Genomic DNA, 24,774 nt, shown 5'->3' with positions numbered 1-24,774 from the left:
GCAACACTTAAAGCGTCACAAGCAATAGTAAGGAGACGACATTATGAAAACGTTCACTAAGACAATCGTAGCTGCAGCTGTACTTGGTTCTACTGCCTTCACTGCCCAAGCAAATGATTGGCAGAACGAGAGTAAAGATGCATGGATTGATGGTAAAGCTGAAACTGTGCTGCTACTGAATGGCAACCTGAACAACTTTGACATCAACACTGATGTGAAAAATGGCAAGGTTATGCTCACAGGTAAAGTAGACAGCGAGGTCGATAAAGAGTTGGCCGAAGAGCTGGTAGTTAGCCTAGATGGTGTAAACGATGTAGAAAACCAGCTAACGGTTATGAACAACGAAGAAGGTATGAGCCACAATGATGATGCAGGAGATACTGGCAGCGATTTAACCGACGCTAAGATCTCGACGGTAATCACTACCCGTCTACTGTTTGATTCAGAAGTTGCTGGCACTGACATTGATGTTGATACCGACCAAGGTGTCGTTACGCTTAAAGGCAACGTAGATAGCGAAGCCGAGCGTGACCTTGCGATTAAAATCGCTGAAAACACAGAAGATGTTCGTGAAGTAAACGATGAACTGCGAGTAATGGCTGAATAATTAGTTGTAAGTTCTCGGTAGAAGGCCCAGCGTTGCTGGGCTTTCCTTTATCTACAAGCAGGCTTAATTAGCGGAGCAATCATGGACATTATTAGAATCATTTTCTCAATTCTTATTCCCCCACTAGGTGTATTTTTGCAGGTGGGTTTAGGGATGCACTTTTGGCTTAATATTTTACTAACCCTACTAGGCTACTTCCCTGGCCTTATTCACGCTATCTACATTATTGGACGGCGTTAAATAAGGAACCAAGTCGCGGTTCCAAGGAATGCGAAGATACCTACGATGTCGGTAACTGTGGTCAGCACTACATTACCGGCGAGCGCCGGATCGATATTCATTCTCTTCAGAATTAGGGGAATAACCGCACCAGCAATACCCGCAGCGAGGAGATTCATAAACATCGCAAAGGCGATCACTAAACCGATTGTTAAATCCCATTTCCAAAGCGCGATGGCGCTACCGATAAGCAAAGCCCACAGTACCCCATTCAAGGCACCGATGGCGAGCTCTTTGGTCAGTATAAATTTCTGGTTGGTGGCGTTAATATGGCCAAGTGCGAGGCCTCGAATAACCAAGGTCAGCGTTTGTGATCCGGCCACGCCCCCCATTGACGGCACAATACCATTGAGCACGGCTAAAAATGGCAAGATACCTAAGGTGGTTTCGAAAAAGCTCGCCACAAATGCGGCCAGCATCGCGGTCAATAAATTTACTCCAAGCCAAACGGAGCGCCGCTGAGTACTTTTAAATACCGGTGCAAAGGTATCTTCTTCATCATCTAGACCGGCTAAGCTCAGTAAACTGTGTTCAGCGTCTTCACGGATAACATCGACGATATCATCAATGGTAATACGCCCAAGTAAGTGCGCCTGATCGTCGACCACAGGGGCCGAAATCCAGTTGTGACGCTCGAACAGCTGCGCCACTTCAGACTCATCCATGGTGATTGGAATAGATTCACACTCTTCATCCATGATGTCGCGCACGATGGCATCTGGCATGGTGGTTAGCAAAGAGCTCAATGGCATTGAGCCTAAAAAGCAGTTATTTTTATCGACTACGTAGAGCTCATCGGTGCCTTCAGGTAACTCGCCTTTGAGGCGTAAGTAGCGCAGCACCACATCAACAGAGACATCGGGACGGATAGTCACTGTATCGGTATTCATCAGCGCCCCAGCTGAGCGCTCCTGGTAAGACAGAGCCGTAGTTGCACGGTCTCTATCTTGGATATCCATCGCCTCAATAACGTCTTTATAAACGGGCTCTGGTAAGCTTCGTAATACTTCCCCTAAGTCATCATCGTCCATGTCCTCTGTCGCTGCGGCGATATGCTCAGGCTCCATGCGTGAGATAATGCTCAGGCGTACATCTTCAGAGAGCTCTTCAAGTACATCACCTTGGACATCAGGGTCGACGAGCGCCCATAGTTTAGAACGTGTCTTATGGGGCGATGATTCTAATAATAATGCGGTATCACAGGGCGCAGTTTTGGCGAGAAGCCTGCGTACATGAACAAACTGGCCGCTATTAAGAGCTTCGGTGACTTCTTGAAGTTGTTGCAGCGGGTAATCTTGTTCATAGGCTTCTGGCATAGGCATCCCTTAAATACAAAAAATGGGGTGGGAAATAGCGTGCAAGCAAGCGCTTACAAGCCGTTGATTAGTTTAACCTAACTAAATCAATGATAGCAAAAGTAAATGCCTAAGGGTTATTCTTGTTCGTGGAACTTTTCTGCAATGAGCGCCCCGATAGCTGCCAACGCGGCGTCGGCATCAGGGCCTTCACACTGCACGCGCACTTCCTTACCTTTGCCGCTCTCAAGGAGCAGTAAAGCCAAGACACTGTCGGCCTGTGCGCTCTTATCGCCTTGATATAGCATTATTTCGGCATCAAAATTCATCGCCAGTTGCGCCAATTGTGAGGCTGCACGAGCATGTAGGCCTAACTTGTTTTGAATAATAAAAGTACCTTCAACCATCACTATTTTTCCTGCTCTCGATGGCGAATTTTCACGTTCGGATAAGTATCTAAAAAGCGCTCTCCCAAAGTTTGGGCAAGGTACACTGAGCGGTGTTGACCCCCTGTACAGCCAATAGCAATGGTTAAATAACTACGGTTATTACGCTCTAGGTGGGGTAACCAAGTTTGAACAAAAGTTTGGATCTGCCAAGTGAACTTTTGCACGATTGAGTGACTGGCTAGATAATCTTGAACGGGTTGGTCTAACCCTGTGAGCGCCTTTAGTTCAGGTTCCCAATGGGGATTGGGGAGAAACCGCACATCAAACACATAATCAGCATTTTTTGGAATGCCATGTTTAAACCCAAAAGACTCAAAAGTGATCAGTAATTGCTTGTCTTTTTTACCCAGCACTTTTTCACGGATCATCTCCGCCAGCTGGTGAACACTGAGCTCAGTTGTATCAATAATAAAGTCGGCGTGGGAGATGAGTACATCAAGAAGCTGCTTCTCTTCACGAATAGCGACATCCAACGTCATATTTTGCATGGATAAGGGGTGTAGTCGACGAGTTTCAGAGAAACGCTTAATCAACGTTTGTTCGTCACTATCAAGGTAAAACAGCGAAGGCTTAGCAAACTCAGGCAGGTAAGCGAGAATGTCGTTAAATTCATGCTGTTCTTTGGGCAAATTGCGCACGTCGATACTGACGGCAATTTTGTCATAATTTGCCGAAACACTGCGCACCAAAGAGGGGAGTAAAATAACCGGGATGTTATCTACGCAGTAGTACCCAAGGTCTTCGAGCACCCGTAACGCGACTGATTTTCCAGAACCCGAGCGACCACTGACAATGATAAGTTCCATCCGACAACTCCTTGTTTTACCCCAAGACGCACATTTAAACCACACCATGAACTAATACGGCGCGCATTAGTCGGCGATCAATTGATAAAGCTCTTGATCGCTGCTGGCTGAGCGCAGTTGTTTACACAGTTGTTTGTCTTTTAGTTTATCAGCAATTGTCGCTAAGGTCTTCAGGTGTTGTTCAGTCTCATTAGCCGGCACTAAAAGTGCGACAAAGATATCCACTGGACGGTTATCAATGGCATCAAAGTTAATGGCTTCGCGATTGGTTACAACAATGGCAATCGTACTGTCGATACCATCGAGACGGCCATGTGGAATAGCAACGCCTTTGCCGATGCCAGTACTGCCCAGCTTTTCGCGGGTTAGCAAAGCATCAAGTACCGATTGCTCGCTGAGGTGAGGACTGTGCTGATGAGCCACCTGAGAGAGGTACTCCAGCATTCTTTTTTTGCTATTAAAAAGGACCGCAGCTTTGCTGCAGTCCTTGGTAAAGAGTGAATCTAGGTTCATGTTAGTGACGAGATAATTTCTCTTTATGTTTAATCACTTGACGGTCGAGCTTATCAATTAAGCCGTCGATCGCCGCATACATATCCTGGTGCTCTGCGGTTGCGAACAGTTCACCACCGTTAACGTGAAGAGTAGCTTCTGCTTTTTGTGTTAGTTTTTCAATATCAAGAATGACATGCACATTATTTATATGGTCAAAGTGACGCTCTAATTTTGCAAATTTGCTATTCACATAGTTGCGAAGAGAATCAGTGATTTCTACGTGACGACCGGTAAGATTTAATTGCATAAGCATTTTCCTTCTTGTCTAACGTCTATATCAAACTTTTACGCTGATTTGACGGTGGAATGGCTAGCGATTCACGATATTTAGCAATCGTGCGCCGAGCCACTTTAATTCCTTGCTCGGCTAGTACGTCGGCAATCTTGCTATCACTCAACGGTTTAGCAGGATTCTCCGCAGCTACTAGCTTTTTGATCAATGCTCGAATCGCTGTGGACGAGCATTCACCTCCGTTTTCGGTTGTAACATGGCTGGAGAAAAAGTACTTCAGCTCAAAAATACCCCGTGGTGTATGCATATACTTTTGGGTGGTCACACGGGAAATCGTTGACTCATGCATTTCCACCATTTCGGCAACGTCATTAAGCACCATTGGCTTCATTGCCTCTTCACCATGTTCAAAGAATGCCTGTTGTTGTTGAACAATGCAATTAGTTACTTTAAGTAGCGTATCATTGCGTTGTTCCAAGCTCTTTATAAACCATTTCGCTTCTTGTAAATGCGAGCGAATAAATTGACTATCACTTTGCGACTTACAGCTTCGCGACATTGATGCATAGTGATCGTTAACGCGGATCTTAGGCATACTATCTGGGTTTAATTCAACCACCCAGCGGCCTTTAACTTTCTTCACTGATACATCTGGAATCACATACTCTGACTGCTCTCGCACAATCGTGGCTGCAGGAGTCGGATTTAAACTGTGTATCAGTGTCATCACCTCTTTTAACTGCGCTTCTTTAAGCTTAGTCTTTTTCATCAAGGTGCGATAGTCACGACTACCAAGCAAATCAATATAGTTACAAACTACCTCTTTGGTCTCTTCAAGCCAAGGGGTTTGTGGGTCAAATTGCTTGAGCTGGATCAACAAGCACTCTTGTAAAGAACGCGCACCAATTCCTACTGGATCAAAGAGTTGGATACGCTTAAGAACGGCTTCAATTTCATCGAGCTCGATACCATCGTCTTGTTCATCATGATTCAAGCTTTCCAGCAGATCTTCACAACTGACTGTTAAAATGCCGTTGTCATTGATGGCTTCAATGATGGCTGTGGCGATGGCCTCGTCGGTGGCACTAAAAGGTGTTAATTGCAGCTGCCACATTAAATAATCGTGTAACGACTCGGTGGTTTCGCCTTGGTAGATAGACTCATCTTCTGGCATAGGCCCAGAGGAGGCAACGGGAGCCGCACTAATATACTCATCCCAAGACACATCCATGGGCAAGTCTTCACTGATGGACTCGTTGTTCATGGCATCAGCACTTTCAACTTCATCCTTACTGGCGCTGGCCGTCTCGGCGGTATCGTTATTTTGGTTGTCGGACGTCGACTCTTTTTGCTCTTGGTTGTCGTTATTGTCGGCGTAATTGTCTTCTTCAACTTCAAGTAATGGGTTGGCGTCCAACGCCTCTTGAATTTCTTGTTGGAGATCCAAAGTACTGAGCTGCAACAGGCGAATCGCTTGCTGCAATTGTGGGGTCATTGTTAATTGCTGGCCTAGGCGCAGCTGTAATGATTGCCTCATGTATCTCTAACAATCCTTTAATCGTTATAATCTAAACTGCTCACCCAAATAGACGTCGCGAACCGTTTGATCGGCAAGAACTTGCTCTGGAGTGCCAGAAGCAATGAGCTCGCCATGGGAAACAATGTATGCGGTTTCACATACGTCTAGGGTCTCTCGCACATTGTGGTCGGTGATTAATACACCAATGCCACGATTGCGCAGATGCTCTATGATTTTCTTTATATCTAACACTGAAATAGGGTCGACACCAGCAAAAGGTTCATCCAACAAGATAAACTTGGGGTTTGCCGCCAATGCTCGCGCTATTTCTACCCGGCGACGTTCGCCACCAGATAACGCCATTCCTTGTGAGTCTCGAATGTGCTGTATATTAAACTCATCAAGTAGGCCCTCAAGCTCGCTTTCACGCTCTGCTTTGCTTAAGCCCTTGCGGGTTTCTAGGATGGCCATCAAATTTTGAAAAACTGTCAGCTTTCGAAAAATAGATGATTCCTGCGGTAAATAACCAATACCTAAGCGCGCACGAGAGTGCATCGGCATCAAGGTGATATCCTCATCATCAATACTGATGGTGCCTTTATCACTGGGTACTAAGCCAACTATCATGTAAAAAGTAGTTGTCTTACCGGCTCCATTAGGGCCGAGCAAGCCGACGATACTACCTGCTTGTACTTCTAAGCCCACACTTTTGACGACCTCCCGGCCTTTATAGCTTTTCGCTAATTTTTGTGCTTTAAGAGTCGCCATTATTGCTCTTTCTCCGGCGTATCGTCACTTTGTGGTGTTAATGTTGTGCGCACTCGTGTGCTGGAGTTTTCATCTTTTTCGGCGGTGATCAGCTGTTTGGCAATATCATAGCTTATGGTTTCGGCAACGATATGCTGGTCGGCCATGGCAATCTTAGCATCACCTTGAATTTTAAGGGTCTCAGAGGCGACGTCATAACGAATTTCCAGCGCCTGTGCAGAAATCTCGGTGCCATCTTCCATCACTTCGGTGTACACAGCTGGTGAGCCGGTGGCTACGAGCAATTGCTTGTTATCACCCAATTCTGGACGACGGTGAGCCTCAAGGCGGTCAGCTTTTATTTCCCGTTTGCCGTGAACAATATGCACGTTCTTATCAAAAATAGTGATATTTTCTTTGATCAGTGCTTGTTGTTTGTCGGCATCAATTAACACTTCCTTGGCGGTGATTTGCTCAGCAGTAGCGCTGGCAGAGCACAAGCCAATTGCGATGGATGTAATTAATGCACTGATTTTATTGGTCATAATATATTGTTCGCGTATGTTCTGTTAATTCAACTATCTCTGTATTGAGGTCTGCTTTCAAGCCTTGCCCGGTGATCTTCATATTCGGGCCACTTAATACTACAGCCTGCTCGGACTCCATGCGCTGGCTATCTATATCAACTTGAATGGCCTCAGCGCTGACCTTCTCAATCATCGCCCCTTCTTTTAAGTTGGTGGCGGTGACGTTATTTTCCAAGATCAAAATGTTGTTGTTGTATAAAGTCGCTTCATCGGCGTTTACCTGCCAATTTTCTGTTTCACCATATAAGGTAAATACCGGCTTGGTGAAATGTGTAAACCCGAGCTCTTGATACAGCTCCATTTCCTCAGCATAAACGGTGTGGCTTAACTCACCCTGATCGTTATAACTAGTCTGACTTAGCCCAGTTGCGATATAGTCGGGTGTGGCAATATGGTCTTGCTGAGCGACACCATCATCTGTCGACTTCATAAAATAAGGGTACCAAAGCCACGCCATCGCGACGATAAATAGCAGTGATATGAGCGCTCTCGCTGCGTTCATGTGCTACTTCCCTGTGTTCCCAGGCTGTGTCCTTGGGCCAGCATCAGCAAATCTGTGAGCTCACGCACAGCACCAAAACCCCCTGGTAGCAAGGTACTGTAATGGGCTATTCGCTTAACCAGTGGGTGAGCGTCGTTAACCGCTACGGCGAACCCGACTTGCTCCATCACCGGTAAATCAGGGCCATCATCACCAATGTAGGCTATTTGCTCATCGCTTAGGTTTAATGTGCGTTTTAACTGTGCATAGGCTTCGAGCTTATTCTCTTTACCTTGATAAATGTGGGGGACACCCAGGCTTTGCATTCGCGTTTGTACTATCTGTGATTGTCGCCCGGTGATAACAGCAACTTCAACACCCGCATTGAGCAACGCTTTAATGCCGAACCCATCTTTGGTATTAAAGGCCTTTAATTCCTCGCCTTGATTGCCTAAATAAATACGGCCATCTGAAAACACGCCATCAATATCGCAAATTAACAATCGAGTGCGCTGTGCACGTTGCCATGCGCCTTCGTCTATGGCTTGGTATAATTCTGAAAACAACACTAAATCACCCCCGCGCGCAATAAGTCTTGCGTATTCAGCGCGCCAATGGGACGTTGCTCGTGATCGGTCACAATGAGTCCATTAATGCGTTTTTGCTCCATAATTTTCAGTGCTTCCGCCGCCAGCATATGAGCATCGGCTGTGGTGCAGTTTGGAGTCATTACTTCAATCAGCGCGGTGTTGTGAATATCCACTCGCTGCTCCAATACACGGCGTAAATCGCCATCGGTAAATAGCCCTACCAGTCGCTCATTATCATCGACAACAGCGGTCATTCCTAAGCCTTTGCTTGAGATTTCTAACAAGGCTTCTTTAATGCTTTGTGATTGGTGACTGCGTGGCACGTCATCGCCGCTATGCATAACATCATTCAAGGTCAGTAATAAACGTTTACCTAAGCTACCGCCGGGGTGGGAGAGGGCAAAGTCATCGGCGGTAAAGCCTTTGGCTTCTAATAAAGCAACAGCGAGTGCATCGCCCATTGCCAAGGTTGCGGTCGTGCTTGCGGTGGGGGCTAAACCCAGTGGGCAAGCTTCTTGCGATACTTTAATGCAAATATGGGCATCAGCTAAGGTCGCCATACTTGATTGAGGATTGCCGGTCATGGCAATCATGGGCGCGCCAATACGTTTAATTACCGGAATAATGCTCACAATTTCGTGCGTTTCGCCAGAGTTAGAAATGAGCATAACGATGTCATTTTCAGTGATCATGCCTAAATCACCATGGCTGGCCTCACCTGGGTGCACAAAAAACGCTGGAGTGCCGGTACTTGCTAGGGTCGCGGCAATTTTATTACCAACATGTCCTGATTTACCCATGCCAATAACGATGACTCGGCCGCTACAAGCCATGATCATCTCGCACGCTTGAATAAATTGTGCGTCTAAATACTGATGTAACTCCTGCAAAGCGGTTTGTTCTATTTCTAAAACCCGTTGTGCGGTGGCAATAAAGCTTTGGCTCATACTATTACTCTAGGCTAACTGACTAAAAATATATCCTTGGTAGGCAAAAAATGCGACTAGTAAAAAGCCGCCCTCGATTCTGTTGATACGCCGCGCGCCACGAAAGTTCAAACTCATGGCAATAAGCACCACCGTTGCCGCAATCATAATTAATGCATCACGGTTAGCGGCGGAGGGGTCGATAACCGATGGGTTTAAAATACCGGCGATGGATAGGACAGCGAGAATATTAAATAGATTCGAGCCGACAATGTTGCCCAGTGCTAAGTCGTCTTCATTTTTCAGCACCCCAGCCACACAAGCAGCAAGTTCCGGTAAACTAGTGCCAATGGCGATGATGGTAAGCCCAATGACTAAATCAGAAAGGCCAAAATACTGGGCTATATCCACTGCTGAGTCGACAATAAAATGCGAACTGATGGGCAGCATCGCCATCCCGATAATTAACCAAATCAGTGCGGACTTGGTGCTCACCCCACTGGGTATTTCATCACAGACTTCACTCACCAAGGGATCGTCATCATTACTTTTTTGATTGCGTGAAATAACAATCAAAAAAACGATAAAGGTGACAAAACCGCCCGCCAATAGCCATCCCTCAAGCTGAGAGAAATAATTATCGGTAAACATATACCATGCAATCAGTGACACCACGAGCACAATGGGCATTTCGCGCTTTAGTGTAATGGAGGACACTGAAAGTGGGCGTAGCAAAGCAGTAATACCTAACACCAAGAGAATATTGGTAATGTTTGAACCAACAGCGTTGCCGACAGCAGTATCGGTTTTATCTGCCAGTGCCGCAGAAGCTGATACCATCATCTCTGGTGCCGACGACCCCATTGCGACCACAGTCAAACCGATGATTAGGGCTGGCACCCCTAAGTTGCGTGCCAGCGCAGCTGCGCCATAAACAAAACGATCCGCACTCCATACTAGGGCGACAAAACCAGCAACTAGAATGGCGAAAGAGGTGAGCATGATTAATGAGCCATTGATGTAAGTGAAACCTTGGCGCTGATAGTAACAAACTGGGCTGTGTTTGTGTAAGAAAACCGTGTGTTTAGGTGTTCCACTGAGCAGGAATTTGAATGGGCTTACAAAAATTTACAGAATCTTTTTTCCCTCAGCGTAAAAAAACTTTAAAATGCGAGGTCTAATGATAGAAATGAGCGGGAGAGCGACTTGTCGCAACCAATAGTAGAAATCAAGGATGTTACCTTCTCGCGCGGAGAGCGTGTTATCTATCAAAATATGGACTTTACCATTCCGAAAGGGAAGATCACTGCTGTTATGGGCCCAAGTGGTATAGGCAAAACCACTTTGCTCAGGCTGATTGGCGGGCAATTAAAGCCCGATTCGGGCGATATTTTATTTCAAGGCAATAGCATTCCAAGCATGTCACGTTCGGCGCTTTATCAAGCGCGAACAAAAATGAGCATGTTGTTTCAAAGTGGTGCGCTGTTTACCGATATGTCGGTGTATGACAATATCGCCTTTCCTCTTAGAGAGCACACTGAACTCAGTGAGGAGTTAATTCGCTTGGTGGTGTTAATGAAACTACAAGCGGTTGGCTTACGTGGCGCAAAAGATTTAATGCCTGCTGAGTTGTCCGGGGGGATGGCACGCCGCGCTGCTTTGGCTCGCGCGATAGCCTTAGACCCTGAGTTTATCATGTATGATGAGCCTTTCGCCGGACAAGACCCCATCTCAATGGGCGTGTTAGTGCGGCTAATTAAATCACTCAACGAAGTGTTAGGGTTGTCTTCTTTGATTGTTACCCACGATGTGCAAGAGGTGTTGAGTATCGCCGACCACGTGATTATTCTCGCCGACAAAGGGGTGATTGGCAGTGGCAGCCCGGCACAAATGCGTGAACATGAATCGCCCTTAGTGCAGCAATTTTTGCAAGGGCTGTCTGATGGGCCAGTGCCTTTCCACTTTGATGCTGAGCCTTATGAACAGGAGTTGTTGTCATGATGCAGTCGCTGCTTAATTTGTGGCAACGCCTTGGACATAAAAGTCTAAGCCGTTTCGCGTCGATGGGGCGCGCTACACAGATGTTGCTGGGTGCCTTAATTAGTGTTCCTAATGTGCGCAAAGGCACGCCCTTATTAATTCGACAGCTGTATATGGTGGGTTTTCAGTCACTGATTATTATTTTGGTGTCAGGGCTGTTCATTGGCATGGTCTTAGCTCTGCAAGGCTATACCGTATTAGTTGATTACGGCGCTGAAGATAGCTTGGGGCCCCTGGTTGCTTTGAGCCTATTACGCGAACTAGGGCCGGTGGTGACGGCGCTGTTATTTGCTGGTCGCGCTGGCAGCGCGTTAACCGCCGAAATAGGCTTAATGAAAGCCACCGAGCAGTTAACGAGTTTAGAAATGATGGCTGTAGACCCGCTAAAGCGCGTCATTTCACCACGCTTTTGGGCCGGCATGATTAGTATGCCGCTGCTTGCGCTGATCTTCTCTGCTATTGCCATCATCGGCGCACATTTAGTGGGCGTAGATTGGCTTGGCGTAGATAGGGGCAGCTTCTGGTCTATTATGCAAGCGCAAGTGTCGTTCGAAAAAGACGTTCTCAACGGCCTGATTAAAAGCTTTGTCTTCGCCTTGTTGGTAACCTGGATAGCCCTATACAAAGGCTATGACTGTATCCCGACCTCTGAGGGGATCAGTAAAGCGACCACAGAAACCGTTGTGCATTCATCATTAGCCGTTCTTGGCTTCGATTTTATTTTGACCGCCGTAATGTTTGGCGGCTAAAGGATTAACACCATGAATTCGAGAAAAATTGAAATTTTAGTCGGCTTCTTTGTCACTCTTGGTGTGGCGGCGCTGGCAATTCTGGCTTTAAAGGTCGCCAATGCGGGATTAGCTGGTAGTAATGGCACTTATTCATTGCAGGCTAAGTTTGAAAATATAGGATCGTTGAAAACACGCGCTCCGATTAAAGTCGGTGGCGTTGTGGTTGGCCGTGTTGAGGGCATCCAAGTGCACCCCAGTGAATTTGTTCCTGTGGTTGAAATGGCCATCGACAACCAATATGAGTGTAAGTTTTCCGATGCCACATCGGTATCGATATTAACCTCGGGCATACTCGGCGAGCAGTATTTGGGTATTTCCCCGGTCATAGCGAGTGACTCGGCACAGCAAAGTTGTTTAGGCAATGAAGTGGCGCAGGCACAAAGCGAGGATGAGCTTTCGATAGATGCTGTATTTGGCGTACAAACGAAAGCGCTCAAGGATGGCGATATGATCACTGACACCAAATCAGCCTTGGTTTTAGAAGAGCTTATCGGCCAGTTTTTATTTAATCAAAGTAGCGAGTAATGATTATGCGTAAGCTGTTCATTGTTTTAACTGCCGTACTCTTGGCCGCCACTTCTAGCTTACAGGCACAAGAGGTGGATTTAAGTGAACCTTATAAAATGGTGCGTCAGGTTGCTGATAACACCTTTAAACGTGTTGAGCGCGATCAACAGAAAATTCAAGCCGATAAAGAATACCTAAAGGTTATTGTCGAAGAAGAGCTGTTGCCCTATATCGACTATAAGTATGCGTCTTATCGTATGCTCGCAAGCTATATTCAAAAAGCGCGCAGTATCGAAGACCCCGAAGAGAAGAAGCAGGCGATAGCCCATATAAAGCGCTTTATTTATGTCTTCAAAAACTATCTGGTAACTACCTATGCTGGGGTGTTTACGCAGTACACGAACCAAAAGGTTGAGTTTGCCGCGCCTCGCGATGTTGGTGATGCGAATGTGGTTGTGGTAAAGACAACCATTAAGGACCCAGGCAAACCAGACATTGATATTGGCTTCAAAGTGCGTAAGGATAACGACAACCAATGGCGTGCTTATGACATGATCGCCGAAGGCATCAGTTTGCTTGATGCCAAGCAAAGCGAAATACACGGTATTTTGCGCCAAGAAGGTATTGAGCACGTGATTGATTTACTAGATAAGAAAAGCCAGTTACCTGTGCAATTTCGAGGTGATGGTGTCGATGAGTAAGCTGTCGCTGCAACAAATTAAGCCACAGCACTTTGCCATTGCCGGTGAGCTAACTCGCTACAGCGTTGCCGATAAACGCTTAAGTGAGCAGCTTGTGCAAGGCCAAGAGCAAGTGGAAATCGATTTGAGCGAAGTGACGCGAGTCGATACTGCAGGCTTAGCGTGGCTTATTCAGGCATCGTCGCAACTGCAACGCCAAGGGCGCCAGTTACAACTAAACCATATACCTGAGCAGTTGCATAAACTTATGCAGTTGGGACAGGTCGAAAGTATTTTTGAGTGAGAGTGATGCAAAGCAGTCAAGTAGAAGCTTTATTAAAACAAGAGCTAGGTCTTGAAGAGATAATCGTAAAAGTAGAAGGGACCCATTACCAAGTAATTGCCGTGGGTGACTGCTTCGATGGGCTCACACCAGTGAAAAAGCAACAGCTTGTTTATAAACCACTGATGGAAAAAATCTCAGACGGCACTATTCATGCGGTTTCTATTCGCGCTTTTACGCCAGAGCAATGGCAACGCGAACGTAAGTTTATCCTTCCGCAGTAATTAGGAATCAGCATGGACCATTTTATTATTCAAGGCGGCACACCGCTCAGCGGTGAGCTCACTATTTCTGGTGCTAAAAATGCAGCATTGCCAATTTTATTCGCAGCGCTGCTGGCTGATTCACAAAGCACGTTTAGCAATGTTCCTAAGCTGCGGGATATCAATACCACCGAAGCGCTGTTGACAGAATTAGGCGCAGGAGTTCGTTGGCAAGACGAGCAATTACTGATCGATGGTGGTTCTGTCGATAAGGTACTGGCTCCTTACGACTTAGTAAAACAAATGCGCGCATCGGTGTTGGCCTTAGGCCCCTTACTTGCGCGCTTTGGCAAAGCTCAAGTTTCTCTGCCCGGTGGCTGTGCCATTGGGGCACGACCTGTGGATATTCATATTCAAGGTATGCGCCGTATGGGAGCAACCATTGAGGTTGAAAATGGGTACATTAACGCCCATGTCGAAGGTCGGCTGCAAGGTGCGGAAATCTTTATGGATACCGTCAGTGTGGGCGCCACCGAAAACCTGTTGATGGCGGCAACCTTAGCACAAGGTAAGACGGTACTCGAAAACGCGGCGCGTGAGCCGGAGATTAGTGATTTAGCCAAGTACTTGAATAACATGGGCGCTAAAATCAGCGGAGCAGGGACCAGTCGCATCGAAGTGCAAGGCGTAGAGCGTTTGCAAGGGTGTGAGCATGCGATTTTACCGGATCGTATAGAAACCGGAACATTCCTAGTTGCAGCGGCCATGGCAAAAGGCGACGTGTTATGCAAAAACACAGATTATCATAGCCTTGAGCCAGTTATTGAAAAACTGCGCGAGGCGAATGCGCTTGTTGAAGTGACCGACAACAGCATCTACTTAGATATGCGTGGTCGTGAGCTCAAAGCTGTGAATATTAAAACCGCACCTCACCCAGGGTTTCCTACGGATATGCAAGCGCAGTTTACGGCGCTAAATGTGGTCGCTAATGGCAGCGCCACAATCACCGAAACTATTTTTGAAAACCGGTTTATGCATGTACCTGAACTTCAGCGCATGGGAGCCAATATTCGCCTTGAAGGCAATACCGCAATCTGTGGCGACAGTCCTAAATTGACTGGCGCACGGGTTATGGCGACTGACTTGCGGGCCTCTGCAAGTTTGATCTTAACCGGAATCATTGCCAGTGGTGAAACCCGTGTTGACCGCATTTATCATGTTGATCGTGGTTATGAGCATATTGAAGACAAACTCAGCGCGCTTGGTGCCAATATTAAACGTGTGAGTGAGTAGTGTCGCTATTAACTTGGTAATAGAAAAAGGCCGCCGATAGCGGCCTTTTTAGATGGGAATGTGGGTGTGTTCGATTATAACCGGGTTTCTAGTTCAGCGACGGTGACCGTCAAGGTGTGCGGCTCACCATCACGGTAGAGTTCCACCTCAAGTTCAGTCCCCGGTTCGGTATTGGCAATGCGCTCCAGAGTCTGTTGGATATTACTCACCGAATGCCCGCCCATGCTGACGACAATATCGCCTTCTTTGATACCAGCTCGCCACGCCGGACCGAGTGGATCCATTTTATTAATACGCATACCGGCGATGGCCATATGGTTATTAGTGACTTCCCGACCTTGCTGATCGACAGCGGTTACATCCATGCCCATGTAGCCACGCACAACTCGACCATAGCGAATAAGCTTATCCATAACATCCTTAGCGAGAGAGTAGGGAACAGCAAAGAAGATCCCTTGAATATCGAGGTTCGCTCGGGTTTTAAACTGTGCTGAGGTAATGCCAACCAAGTCGCCATGAGAATTCACTAAGGCTCCGCCTGAGTTACCGACATTTATTGCGGCATCCATTTGTAGCAGGCTACTGTGGGAGCTGTCGGTTACTCGTTGCTTTCCGGTGGCACTAATAATCCCCTGAGTAATGGTTTGCCCTAAGTTAAGAGGGTTACCAATAGCTAGCACCACATCGCCAACCTGAGGTTTGAAATCATTATCAACCGGGATAGCTGGCAGATTCTCCCCCGCGACTTTCAATAATGCCAAATCAGTAACGGTATCGAACCCTACTAACTGCACCTCACTAAAACGGCGTCCGTCAGCAAGAATGACCTCGACTAAATCAGCATTATTAATGACATGGTAGTTAGTCAAAATGTAGCCGTCTGGACTCATTAGTACGCCTGAGCCGAGTTCAGATACGGTGTTCTGTCTTTGCATGTAACGTGGCTGAGTCGAGATGCGCTCTGAATACACTGTGACCACTGCGGGCGCGGCGCGACGTACCGCTTTGGCGTAGCTCATATGGGAGCCAGTAAAGCCATCGGCGGAGAGAATGGGGAGCAAAGCATCACGCAAAGACGGAGTGGCGAGCACAATAATAAAGGCGATACCCAGACCACTTAATAGCGGCAGCAAGGCGAACTTAATCTTTTTCAGCACGAGATAATAATTATTATTTATTTATAAGCTTAGGCAATGATGGCACATAAACGACAACAGCGGCAAGGGCGCCGCTGTTGAATGTTGTTAAAGCACAACAGGGGTTACTGTATAGGCGCGAAGAAGGTGCTATTGCCACGGCGTACTACCAGCACAATATTACCTTGAATATCTTTGATTAGATTAGCAAGTTCACGCACGGTTTCTACCCGCTCACGGTTGACCTGAGTAATAATGTCTCCCTCTTCCAAGCCTAGTCGGGCAGCAACGGAACGGGGGTCTACCGAATTGATAATAACCCCTTTGATACCGTTACGTTTGCCGGACTCAAGCTCAGCACCGGCTAAGGCGCGATGAATTTCGGCGGCTTCCTCTGTAACGTTGTCCGCTGCGGCTAAGGTCACGTCTAACTCGATTTCTTCATCATCACGGAAAATACCGATTTCCACTTCCTTGCCCTCACCTAGGGTAGCAATTTTGCCGGCTAATTCAGCAAAGCTCTTAATGTCGTCACCGTTGACGCTGATGATAACATCGCCAGCTTTGATGCCTGCTTTCTCGGCAGCCGAGTCTTCAACGACGCGCTCAACCATTGCACCTTGTTTAACATCGAGATCCAAGGCTTCGGCATAGCCTGCATCTAATGTGCGCCCGGCAACACCCAATGAACCACGGCGCACTTGTCCGTACTCAACAATCTGATCGACTAAGTTTTTCATCATATTAGAGGGGATGGCAAAGCCGATACCAACGTTACCACCGGAAGCACCTAAAATAGCGGTGTTAATACCGATTAGTTCACCTTTGAGGTTAACTAGCGCTCCCCCTGAGTTACCTTGGTTGATAGCCGCATCGGTTTGAATAAAGTCCTCATAGCCTTCGATATTAAGCCCACTACGCCCTAGGGCACTGACGATACCTGAGGTGACCGTGTGGCTTAAACCAAATGGGTTACCGATAGCGACAGAAAAGTCACCAACACGGAGCTTATCAGAGTCAGCGAGCTTGACTTCAGTAAGGTCTTCGCCATCGACTTGTAACAGCGCGATATCTGATTCTTTATCAGCGCCGACGAGCGTCGCTTCGAATTCACGACCATCTTCTAAGGTCACTACCATTTCCTCGGCATCGGCGATAACATGGTTATTCGTCACTACATAACCTTCATCGGCGTCGATGATGACACCGGAGCCTAGGCCACTAAATGGACGCTTTTGTGAACGAGGTTGAGGACGCCCAAAGAAGAAGTCAAACGGGTCGACACGGCGACGCACTTCTTTTGAGCCGGATACACGAATACTCACTACGCCAGGAGTGACGCGCTCGAGCATAGGTGCAAGCGTAGGTAACTGCTGTCCATCTACCGCGACGGGCAGCTTGGCATGAGAGATACTAGGTTGAGCAAGTAAAGTGGCCGATAAAATAGCGGCACTGATGATTGATAACTTCATTTTCATAGTCTGGGCAAACTCCACAATACAGGGGCTGCTATGCAGCCCGATACCTATAAAGCTATTTCCTATACAGACTATGGGGTCGTTAATTTAGTTCCTCAAGAGATAAATAACTGCCTATTTATCAGGCAGGTTGCTTATCGTTAGACTTTTGCTCACCACTAAATAACCCTGATTCGCCGCTGGCATAATCGGTTGGCTGACTGTCGTGCACGCTGCGAGTGGGTTGGCGCTCGGGACGCTGATTTAAAGACGCATGCAGTTGCTCAGTGGTTTCTTTTGAGAAGAAAGGCTGGCTTAAATCAACATCTTGCTTTGCAGTTAATAAGTGGTCGCTTTGCTGTACATGGTTAACTAACTGTTCGTAGTTTTCCTTGAGCTTAGCGATTAATTTATTAGTGTTATCTAAATGATCAGCGACATCTTGACGGTAACGCTCAAGATCATTTTGCGCTTGTTGTGCTTGCTCTTCTAATTCGCCCTGCTTGAAGCGGCGTTTAGTCATCCAGCTGCCAACAAAAAAGCTGCATGCAGCAACAATAATTACGATACCTAGCCAAGTAGTGGTATACATAAATTTCCCCTTTTGAAAACTTTACTGAGTCAAATATACGCTTTGTTGTCAGCCGTGTTAAGATAGCGCGAAAATTAATCCCTAGTATTGCTCCTATCACCATGACACCTTGGCAAAAATATCAACAAGATTTACAGCGCGATGACTTCCTCCATGATGAAGCACAAGAAAACGCGGTGCGCCACCTGCAACGCCTGTATGATGACATTGTTGCTCAGCCTGAAAAGCCGCGCGGTTTTTTCTCTAAGCTGTTTGCCAAGGATAGCACGAAGGCCATTAAAGGGCTTTACTTTTGGGGAGGAGTAGGGCGTGGTAAGACCTATCTGGTCGATACTTTTTACGAGGCCCTGCCGACAGAGCGTAAAATGCGGGTGCATTTTCACCGCTTTATGCACCGTGTGCATCAAGAACTAAAACAATTACAAGATGTTAAAAACCCGCTGTTGGTGGTGGCCGATAAACTCAAAGCCGAAACCGACATCATCTGCTTTGATGAGTTCTTTGTTCAGGATATCACTGACGCCATGCTATTAGGTGGCCTAATGGAAGCGCTGTTTGCGAGAGGGATTGTATTAGTTGCGACGTCTAATATTGTGCCTGATGAGCTGTATAAAAATGGCTTGCAGCGGGCACGTTTCCTGCCCGCAATTGAGCTGGTAAAGGCTAATACTGAGATAGTGAATGTCGATTCCGGCGTTGATTATCGCTTACGTACCCTTGAGCAAGCGGAAATATTTCACAGTCCGCTTGATGAGCAAGCGGATCAAAACCTATTTGCTTATTTCGAGCAACTATCCCCTGAGCCGGGTAGAGCAAACGAGGCCATTGAAATTGAAGGGCGGATGATTCAAACACGCATGGTTAGTGACTGCATTGTGATGTTTGATTTTGCCGAACTGTGTGAAAGTGCGCGCTCGCAAGTGGATTATATGGAAATCTCCCGCCTTTATAACACCGTGCTACTGGCCAATGTGAAACAGATGGGGCAACACAATGATGACGCTGCGCGTCGTTTTATTGCGTTAGTCGATGAGTTTTATGAGCGTAATGTGACGCTGATTATCTCCGCACAAGCGCCCATTGAAGCGCTCTATACTCAAGGGAACTTAAACTTTGAGTTCAAACGCTGTGTCAGCCGATTGCAAGAGATGCAATCACGCGAATATCTGGAGCGCCCTCATTTAGCTTAGCCGGTTCGTTTTTACAGCTCGTATCACTGCATAAAAAATCAGCGCGGCGGTAGCCAAGGGATTTTCAAACTGCTATACTCCCGCGCCTGCCACGTTGCGTTCTATCACTGTATTTAGCTTAGCCACTATTTACAGTTTCAAGTCTTAAACTCGAAGGGGTTAAAGCATTAGTAGAGCGGCAGTTAATAAACTGCCTGTGGTTTTAAAATTGAAAACATTGGATTTTTAGAATGAAAACGTTTGTTGCTAAACCAGAATCAGTAAAACGTGACTGGTACGTAGTTGACGCCGAAGGTAAAACTTTAGGTCGCATCGCTACTGAAATCGCTCGTCGTCTTCGCGGTAAGCATAAAGCAGAGTACACTCCACACGTTGACACTGGTGACTACATCATCGTAATCAACGCTGACAAAGTTACTGTAACTGGTAACAAAGCTCAGAACAAAATGTACTATGCGCACTCTGGTTACCCAGGTGGCCTGAAGTCTACTAACTTTGAGAAACTTCAAGCTAGCAAGCCTGAGATGATCATTGAAAAAGCGGTTAAAGGCATGTTGCCACGTGGTCCTCTAGGCCGTGCAATGTTCCGTAAGCTTAAAGTTTACGCAGGTACTGAGCACAATCACGCTGCACAGCAGCCTCAGGTTCTAGACATTTAAGGAGCACAGTCATGGCAAATCAATACTACGGTACAGGTCGTCGTAAAAGTTCAAGTGCTCGCGTATTCCTACGCCCAGGCACTGGCAACATCGTAATTAATCAACGTTCTATCGAAGAATACTTCAGTCGTGAAACGTCTCGCATGGTTGTTCGTCAGCCATTAGAGCTTGTTGAAATGACTGAAAAGTTTGACCTATACATCACTGTTGAAGGTGGTGGTTCTACAGGTCAAGCTGGTGCAATCCGTCACGGTATTACCCGTGCGCTTATGGAGTTCGACGAGTCACTTCGTTCAGACCTTCGTAAAGCTGGCTTTGTTACTCGCGATGCTCGTAAAGTTGAGCGTAAGAAAGTGGGTCTTAAGAAAGCACGTAAGAACACTCAATTCTCGAAGCGTTAATTTTTTACGTATCCAGAATTTCAAAACCCGGCTTTGCTTTGGCAAACCGGGTTTTTTACTTTAGGCAATGATAAAGTGCCATCTCCCCCGTTACTGCCTTAAAGTTTGATATTTTTCTATTATTTCCCTCATTTAATGCCCATCGCGCCACTATTTTTGATAAAATTTTGCTACAATTGCGTGGCAAATAAACCGATGAAGTGATTTTTAATACTTTGCTGAACCGATATTGATCTTTGTCACCGTCACCAGCAAGTAACCGCGATATGATCGTTCACGCTGATCTATGCCGTAAAAAGTTGCATGGCAATAATGGCGGTGTTTATTGGCGGTGAGACAATGAATAACCTTGTTTTAATCAAGGCTTTTATTTATGATCGCTTCTATTTTGTAACTTCAAAAATTAACCTGCTGTAACTGATGTTCTCAATATAGCAAGTGTTGAGAATCATAGTGGAGATAAGTGGATGAGCAATGCGCCTGTAGACAACAGCCGACGCCGCTTTTTAACCATAGCTACCTCTGTTGTAGGTGGTGTTGGTGCGGTTGGAGCTGCTGTTCCTTTTATCGCGTCTTGGAACCCAAGTGAGAGAGCTAAATCTGCGGGTGCTCCCGTAGAAGTTGATATCTCGAAGATTGAGCCAGGACAACTAATCCGTGTTGAGTGGCGAGGCAAACCTGTATGGGTTATCTCGCGTACGCCTGACATGTTAAAACAACTTAAAGAGCACGAAGATCAGCTGCGTGATCCTCAATCTGAGGAACCACAACAGCCTGAATTTGCTAAGAACCCAATGCGTTCTCGCAAAGACGATATCTTTGTCGCTGTGGGTATCTGTACTCACTTAGGTTGCTCTCCTAGCTTCTTACAAGGTGGCTTTGGCGAGAAAGTGGAAGGTACTGATGATGGTTTCTTCTGTCCATGTCACGGTTCTAAGTTTGATATGGCAGGTCGAGTATTCCAATCGGTTCCCGCTCCACTGAACCTTGAGATCCCTCCTTATTACTTCATTGATGACACCACGATTTTGGTCGGTGGTGAAAAAGGCGAAGGGGCAGCATAATGTTTGGTAATATTATCAATTGGATTGATGAACGTATTCCCATGACTCGCGTCTGGAATATGCACATCGCACAATATCCAGCACCGAAAAACTTTAACTTCTGGTACTTCTTTGGCTCATTGGCCATGCTCGTGCTAGTAAACCAAATCGTCACGGGCATTTGGTTGACCATGAACTTTGTACCTTCTGCTGAAGGTGCTTTTGCTTCCGTTGAATATATCATGCGTGATGTTGAATACGGCTGGCTACTGCGTTATCTCCACTCTACAGGGGCATCTGCCTTCTTCGTGGTGGTTTATTTGCACATGTTCCGTGGCATGATCTACGGTTCATATCAAAAACCGCGTGAGCTATTGTGGTTGTTTGGTATGTTTATCTTCCTAGCATTAATGGCTGAAGCCTTCATGGGCTACCTATTACCATGGGGTCAGATGTCATTCTGGGGTGCTCAGGTTATTATCTCACTGTTTGGTGCGATTCCGGTTATTGGTGATGATCTAACACTGTGGATCCGTGGTGACTATGTTATCTCTGGTGCCACTTTGAACCGTTTCTTTGCATTGCACGTTATCGCGCTGCCATTAGTGCTCGTTATTCTCGTGTTCTTACACATTGTTGCGCTGCACGAAGTGGGCTCAAACAACCCTGACGGTATCGATATTAAACGTAAAAAAGGTACTGTTGCGGAAGAAGACAAAGCGAAATTCAAATTCCACGAGTATTACACCGATAAGAAAGATATTGTCGATGCAATACCGTTCCACCCTTACTACACAGTGAAAGACATTGTTGGTGTGGTTGGCTTCTTGATTATTTTCTCTTACATCGTGTTCTTTACGCCAGAGATGGGCGGCTTCTTCTTGGAAGCACCAAACTTTGAAGCAGCGAACCCGCTGAAAACGCCTGAGCATATTTTCCCGGTATGGTACTTCACACCGTTCTACGCAATCCTGCGTGCAATTCCAGATAAGCTACTGGGTGTTGTGGCTATGGGCGCGTCTATTGTGGTGTTAGCTTTACTACCTTGGATTGACCGTGGTCGCGTACGCTCTATTCGCTATCGTTGTGGTTTCCACAAATTGAATATTGCACAGTTCGTTGTGACCTTTGTTATTCTTGGTTGGGTTGGTGCAACACCGCAAACTGATTTCAAAACAATTCTGTCGCAGATTTGTACGGTGACCTATTTCATGTTCTTTGTGTTACTGTTCTTCTACAGTAAAAACGAGAAAACCAAGCCATTGCCAGAGAGGTTGACGAAATGATGAAGAAACTAGTTATCGGTTTATTCGCATTGCTGCCTACTTTGTCGATGGCAGCAGGTCCTTCAATGCCGCTGCAAGACGCGAACATTGACCTAAAGGACCAGGCATCATTACAGCGTGGTGCCAAGTTGTTCATGAACTACTGCCTTGGTTGTCACCAAATGCAGTATCAGCGCTACCAGCGTACCTTCCGCGATATCGGTATTCCTACTGAAATCGGCGAAGAGACGCTTATTTTTGATGGTTCAAAAGTAGGTAGCCATATTAAAAATGCGATGGGTGAAGAAGATGCAGCGAAATGGTTTGGTGCGGCTCCGCCGGATTTAACCTTAATCGCACGTGTTAAGTCACCTGACTACATCTATACGTACTTAAAGTCGTTTTATAAAGATGAGTCGCGTCCTTTTGGTGTGAATAATGTAGTGTTCCCATCAGTAGGTATGCCGCATGTGTTGCAAGAGTTGCAAGGTCTACCAACGCCAATTTACGAAGAAGTTGAGCAAAATGGTAAAACAGTACAAAAAGTAGTGGGTACTGAGACTGATGGGACCGGGGAAATGAGTGTCGATGAATACGACCAAGCTGCCCGCGACCTAGCAAACTTCATGGCGTATGTAGGTGAGCCTTCGCGCTTAGATTCAGAGGCGCTGGGTATTAAGGTCATCGGCTTTTTGGTGATTCTGTTTATCCTCGCTTTCTTTTTGAAGAAAGAATACTGGCGAGATGTTCATTAATTAGAATATTCAACCAGTTAACTCAATAGGGGCAACATGCCCCTATTGCCGTTTAAAGTCATTGCTCAAATTTTGGGCCATGACGCAAAAGTATTTTGTACTTTGTGATTTTTTGATGGAGGTAGGCATGGCCGTTGCTGCCAATAAACGCCCTGTAATGACGCTGTTTTCCGGTGCTAATTGTATGTACAGCCACCAAGTTCGTATTGTCTTGGCGGAAAAAGGAGTTAGCGTGGATATCCACTTGGCGGAGAAGGATAACTTGCCAGAAGCGTTACACGAGATTAACCCATATGGCACTGTACCCACTCTGATTGATCGTGAACTTGGTTTATACCAAGCGAACATCATTATGGAATATCTGGATGAGCGTTTTCCACATCCTCCATTAATGCCTGTTTACCCAGTCATGCGTGGTCGTAGTCGCTTGATGATGCACCGTATCGAAACAGACTGGTACTCACTGGCAGCGAAAATTTATGCCGGTGGCAGTGATGCTGAACAAGCGCGTAAAGAATTGACCGAAGCATTACTTGCTGTGGCTCCTATCTTTAACGAAGCGCCTTATTTTATGAGCGAAGAGTTTAGTCTTGTTGATTGTTACCTTGCGCCACTATTATGGCGTTTACCTGAACTAGGCATTAGCTTAGAAGGTGCTGGTAGCAAAGAGCTAAAAGAATACATGATTCGTTTGTTTGAGCGTGAGTCATTCCAAGCATCACTAACCGAAGCCGAACGTGAGATTCGTCTATAATGACGCCTAACAGACCTTATCTGCTACGCGCCTTTTACGATTGGGTTGTTGACAACCAGTGCACACCGCACTTGGTTGTTAACGCCGATTTTCCCAACGTGCAAGTGCCTACTCAGTTTGTTCAAGATGGACAAATTGTGTTGAATATAAGCCCAAGCGCGGTTACTCAGTTCTCAATGGACAACGCTCTGCTGACATTTAATGCTCGATTCGGCGGTCAGCCGATGCAGGTCTATGTGCCAATGGGCGCTGTGTTAGCGATATATGCACGGGAAAACGGTGAAGGGACGGTGTTTACTCAGGATGAAACCTACGAAGAGCAAGAACGCTCAGGTGTAACGCCTTCACAGCCACAGTCTGAAGAGTTGCCTGAACCGCAGCCTGGACTGGAGGCCATTGACAATCCAAACCCACAAGCTAGCCGTGAAACCAGTCAGGAAGACAAGAGTAAGGGCAAAAAAGGCAGTCACTTAAAAGTGATCAAATAGCCTAGCTACACCTTTGGCTAAAACAGCTCACTCTCGGTGAAGGTCATCTACACTACTTCCCGAGGGCTGTTTCCGTGACCGACCGCCTACTGTAATTATTTACT

General features: G+C 46.4%; 32 protein-coding genes. 17 read left to right on the top strand and 15 right to left on the bottom strand.

Annotation, left to right across the window (positions count from 1 at the left end; all coding sequences use genetic code 11):
- The first annotated feature begins 43 nt into the window (after positions 1–43).
- Positions 44–607, top strand: a complete 564-nt coding sequence (locus MHM95_RS14105; protein ID WP_045979157.1) for a BON domain-containing protein — start codon at positions 44–46, stop codon at positions 605–607.
- An 81-nt stretch (positions 608–688) separates the two neighbouring features.
- On the top strand, positions 689–847 hold the full coding sequence (locus MHM95_RS14100; RefSeq protein ID WP_022945545.1) for a YqaE/Pmp3 family membrane protein: 159 nt from the start codon (positions 689–691) through the stop codon (positions 845–847).
- Here MHM95_RS14100 and mgtE read toward each other — a convergent pair.
- The 12 genes from mgtE to MHM95_RS14040 form a co-directional block, all read right to left on the bottom strand.
- The gene (gene mgtE / locus MHM95_RS14095; RefSeq protein ID WP_022945546.1) at positions 844–2,202 is read right to left on the bottom strand and encodes a magnesium transporter; all 1,359 of its coding nucleotides are present in this window, start codon (positions 2,200–2,202) and stop codon (positions 844–846) included. The genes MHM95_RS14100 and mgtE overlap by 4 nt on opposite strands.
- A gap of 116 nt (positions 2,203–2,318) precedes the next feature.
- Positions 2,319–2,591 carry an HPr family phosphocarrier protein gene (locus MHM95_RS14090; protein WP_053909878.1) on the bottom strand — a complete coding sequence of 91 codons (273 nt, stop codon included), beginning with the start codon at positions 2,589–2,591 and terminating at the stop codon, positions 2,319–2,321.
- Positions 2,591–3,436: an RNase adapter RapZ gene (gene rapZ, locus MHM95_RS14085; protein ID WP_022945548.1), complete on the bottom strand. Its 846-nt coding sequence runs from the start codon at positions 3,434–3,436 to the stop codon at positions 2,591–2,593. The genes MHM95_RS14090 and rapZ overlap by 1 nt, the downstream gene beginning before the upstream one ends.
- Positions 3,437–3,502: 66 nt before the next feature.
- Complete coding sequence (gene ptsN, locus MHM95_RS14080) at positions 3,503–3,949, bottom strand: PTS IIA-like nitrogen regulatory protein PtsN (RefSeq protein ID WP_022945549.1); 447 nt, start codon at positions 3,947–3,949, stop codon at positions 3,503–3,505.
- A gap of 1 nt (position 3,950) precedes the next feature.
- Positions 3,951–4,238 (bottom strand): ribosome hibernation promoting factor, encoded by a 288-nt coding sequence (gene hpf, locus MHM95_RS14075; RefSeq protein ID WP_022945550.1) that lies wholly within the window; start codon positions 4,236–4,238, stop codon positions 3,951–3,953.
- Positions 4,239–4,263: 25 nt separating this feature from the next.
- Positions 4,264–5,760, bottom strand: coding sequence for an RNA polymerase factor sigma-54 (locus MHM95_RS14070; RefSeq protein ID WP_022945551.1), 1,497 nt, complete (start codon positions 5,758–5,760; stop codon positions 4,264–4,266).
- A gap of 24 nt (positions 5,761–5,784) precedes the next feature.
- Positions 5,785–6,510, bottom strand: a complete 726-nt coding sequence (gene lptB, locus MHM95_RS14065) for an LPS export ABC transporter ATP-binding protein (RefSeq protein ID WP_022945552.1) — start codon at positions 6,508–6,510, stop codon at positions 5,785–5,787.
- The gene (gene lptA / locus MHM95_RS14060; RefSeq protein WP_022945553.1) at positions 6,510–7,034 is read right to left on the bottom strand and encodes a lipopolysaccharide transport periplasmic protein LptA; all 525 of its coding nucleotides are present in this window, start codon (positions 7,032–7,034) and stop codon (positions 6,510–6,512) included. Before lptA ends, lptB begins: the two co-directional genes overlap by 1 nt.
- The gene (lptC, locus tag MHM95_RS14055; protein WP_022945554.1) at positions 7,024–7,578 is read right to left on the bottom strand and encodes an LPS export ABC transporter periplasmic protein LptC; all 555 of its coding nucleotides are present in this window, start codon (positions 7,576–7,578) and stop codon (positions 7,024–7,026) included. The genes lptA and lptC overlap by 11 nt, the downstream gene beginning before the upstream one ends.
- A complete protein-coding gene (kdsC, locus tag MHM95_RS14050; RefSeq protein WP_022945555.1) occupies positions 7,575–8,126 on the bottom strand; it encodes a 3-deoxy-manno-octulosonate-8-phosphatase KdsC in 552 nt (183 codons plus the stop codon). The genes lptC and kdsC overlap by 4 nt, the downstream gene beginning before the upstream one ends.
- A complete protein-coding gene (locus MHM95_RS14045; RefSeq protein ID WP_022945556.1) occupies positions 8,126–9,094 on the bottom strand; it encodes a KpsF/GutQ family sugar-phosphate isomerase in 969 nt (322 codons plus the stop codon). Before MHM95_RS14045 ends, kdsC begins: the two co-directional genes overlap by 1 nt.
- Positions 9,095–9,103: 9 nt before the next feature.
- Positions 9,104–10,075: a calcium/sodium antiporter gene (locus MHM95_RS14040; protein WP_045979160.1), complete on the bottom strand. Its 972-nt coding sequence runs from the start codon at positions 10,073–10,075 to the stop codon at positions 9,104–9,106.
- A gap of 204 nt (positions 10,076–10,279) precedes the next feature.
- Here MHM95_RS14040 and MHM95_RS14035 point away from each other — a divergent pair, with 204 nt between their 5' ends.
- The 7 genes from MHM95_RS14035 to murA are packed head-to-tail and all read left to right on the top strand — an operon-like array spanning position 10,280 to position 14,930.
- Complete coding sequence (locus MHM95_RS14035) at positions 10,280–11,074, top strand: ATP-binding cassette domain-containing protein (RefSeq protein WP_081604435.1); 795 nt, start codon at positions 10,280–10,282, stop codon at positions 11,072–11,074.
- Between the two features lie 8 nt (positions 11,075–11,082).
- Positions 11,083–11,862, top strand: a complete 780-nt coding sequence (gene mlaE / locus MHM95_RS14030; RefSeq protein ID WP_026111194.1) for a lipid asymmetry maintenance ABC transporter permease subunit MlaE — start codon at positions 11,083–11,085, stop codon at positions 11,860–11,862.
- A 12-nt stretch (positions 11,863–11,874) separates the two neighbouring features.
- Positions 11,875–12,429 (top strand): outer membrane lipid asymmetry maintenance protein MlaD, encoded by a 555-nt coding sequence (gene mlaD, locus MHM95_RS14025; protein ID WP_022945560.1) that lies wholly within the window; start codon positions 11,875–11,877, stop codon positions 12,427–12,429.
- 5 nt (positions 12,430–12,434) lie between these two features.
- Positions 12,435–13,112 carry an ABC transporter substrate-binding protein gene (locus tag MHM95_RS14020; protein WP_239385595.1) on the top strand — a complete coding sequence of 226 codons (678 nt, stop codon included), beginning with the start codon at positions 12,435–12,437 and terminating at the stop codon, positions 13,110–13,112.
- Positions 13,105–13,395, top strand: a complete 291-nt coding sequence (locus tag MHM95_RS14015; RefSeq protein WP_022945562.1) for an STAS domain-containing protein — start codon at positions 13,105–13,107, stop codon at positions 13,393–13,395. The genes MHM95_RS14020 and MHM95_RS14015 overlap by 8 nt, the downstream gene beginning before the upstream one ends.
- 5 nt (positions 13,396–13,400) lie before the next feature.
- Positions 13,401–13,658 (top strand): BolA family protein, encoded by a 258-nt coding sequence (locus tag MHM95_RS14010; protein ID WP_026111196.1) that lies wholly within the window; start codon positions 13,401–13,403, stop codon positions 13,656–13,658.
- Positions 13,659–13,670: 12 nt separating this feature from the next.
- The gene (murA, locus tag MHM95_RS14005; protein ID WP_239385594.1) at positions 13,671–14,930 is read left to right on the top strand and encodes a UDP-N-acetylglucosamine 1-carboxyvinyltransferase; all 1,260 of its coding nucleotides are present in this window, start codon (positions 13,671–13,673) and stop codon (positions 14,928–14,930) included.
- Positions 14,931–15,004: 74 nt separating this feature from the next.
- Here the strand turns inward: murA and MHM95_RS14000 are convergent, their stop codons facing one another.
- From MHM95_RS14000 to MHM95_RS13990, 3 genes are all read right to left on the bottom strand, one after another.
- On the bottom strand, positions 15,005–16,087 hold the full coding sequence (locus tag MHM95_RS14000) for a trypsin-like peptidase domain-containing protein (RefSeq protein ID WP_022945565.1): 1,083 nt from the start codon (positions 16,085–16,087) through the stop codon (positions 15,005–15,007).
- Positions 16,088–16,191: 104 nt separating this feature from the next.
- Positions 16,192–17,544: a DegQ family serine endoprotease gene (locus MHM95_RS13995; RefSeq protein ID WP_022945566.1), complete on the bottom strand. Its 1,353-nt coding sequence runs from the start codon at positions 17,542–17,544 to the stop codon at positions 16,192–16,194.
- A 121-nt stretch (positions 17,545–17,665) separates the two neighbouring features.
- Entirely contained in the window at positions 17,666–18,115 is a 450-nt protein-coding gene (locus MHM95_RS13990; protein WP_045979162.1) for a YhcB family protein, read from the bottom strand.
- A gap of 101 nt (positions 18,116–18,216) precedes the next feature.
- Between MHM95_RS13990 and zapE the strand changes: the two genes are divergently transcribed.
- The 8 genes from zapE to MHM95_RS13950 all read left to right on the top strand — a co-directional run bounded on the left by zapE (position 18,217) and on the right by MHM95_RS13950 (position 24,670).
- A complete protein-coding gene (zapE, locus tag MHM95_RS13985) occupies positions 18,217–19,305 on the top strand; it encodes a cell division protein ZapE (protein WP_130147171.1) in 1,089 nt (362 codons plus the stop codon).
- 230 nt (positions 19,306–19,535) lie between these two features.
- On the top strand, positions 19,536–19,964 hold the full coding sequence (gene rplM / locus MHM95_RS13980; protein ID WP_138587811.1) for a 50S ribosomal protein L13: 429 nt from the start codon (positions 19,536–19,538) through the stop codon (positions 19,962–19,964).
- 11 nt (positions 19,965–19,975) lie between these two features.
- On the top strand, positions 19,976–20,365 hold the full coding sequence (gene rpsI, locus MHM95_RS13975) for a 30S ribosomal protein S9 (RefSeq protein WP_022945570.1): 390 nt from the start codon (positions 19,976–19,978) through the stop codon (positions 20,363–20,365).
- A gap of 467 nt (positions 20,366–20,832) precedes the next feature.
- Positions 20,833–21,429, top strand: coding sequence for a ubiquinol-cytochrome c reductase iron-sulfur subunit (gene petA / locus MHM95_RS13970; RefSeq protein WP_022945572.1), 597 nt, complete (start codon positions 20,833–20,835; stop codon positions 21,427–21,429).
- Positions 21,429–22,694: a cytochrome b N-terminal domain-containing protein gene (locus MHM95_RS13965; protein WP_045979164.1), complete on the top strand. Its 1,266-nt coding sequence runs from the start codon at positions 21,429–21,431 to the stop codon at positions 22,692–22,694. Before petA ends, MHM95_RS13965 begins: the two co-directional genes overlap by 1 nt.
- Entirely contained in the window at positions 22,691–23,428 is a 738-nt protein-coding gene (locus tag MHM95_RS13960) for a cytochrome c1 (protein ID WP_022945574.1), read from the top strand. The genes MHM95_RS13965 and MHM95_RS13960 overlap by 4 nt, the downstream gene beginning before the upstream one ends.
- Before the next feature lie 127 nt (positions 23,429–23,555).
- On the top strand, positions 23,556–24,182 hold the full coding sequence (sspA, locus tag MHM95_RS13955) for a stringent starvation protein SspA (protein ID WP_022945575.1): 627 nt from the start codon (positions 23,556–23,558) through the stop codon (positions 24,180–24,182).
- Positions 24,182–24,670 carry a ClpXP protease specificity-enhancing factor gene (locus MHM95_RS13950; protein WP_239385593.1) on the top strand — a complete coding sequence of 163 codons (489 nt, stop codon included), beginning with the start codon at positions 24,182–24,184 and terminating at the stop codon, positions 24,668–24,670. The genes sspA and MHM95_RS13950 overlap by 1 nt, the downstream gene beginning before the upstream one ends.
- Positions 24,671–24,774 lie beyond the last annotated feature (104 nt).

Source organism: Pseudoalteromonas sp. CnMc7-15, from assembly GCF_022347925.1.
GTDB classification, from domain to species: domain Bacteria; phylum Pseudomonadota; class Gammaproteobacteria; order Enterobacterales; family Alteromonadaceae; genus Pseudoalteromonas; species Pseudoalteromonas ruthenica.
The sequence above is the reverse complement of the archived record's forward strand: the minus strand, read 5'-3'. Positions and strand labels throughout refer to the sequence as shown.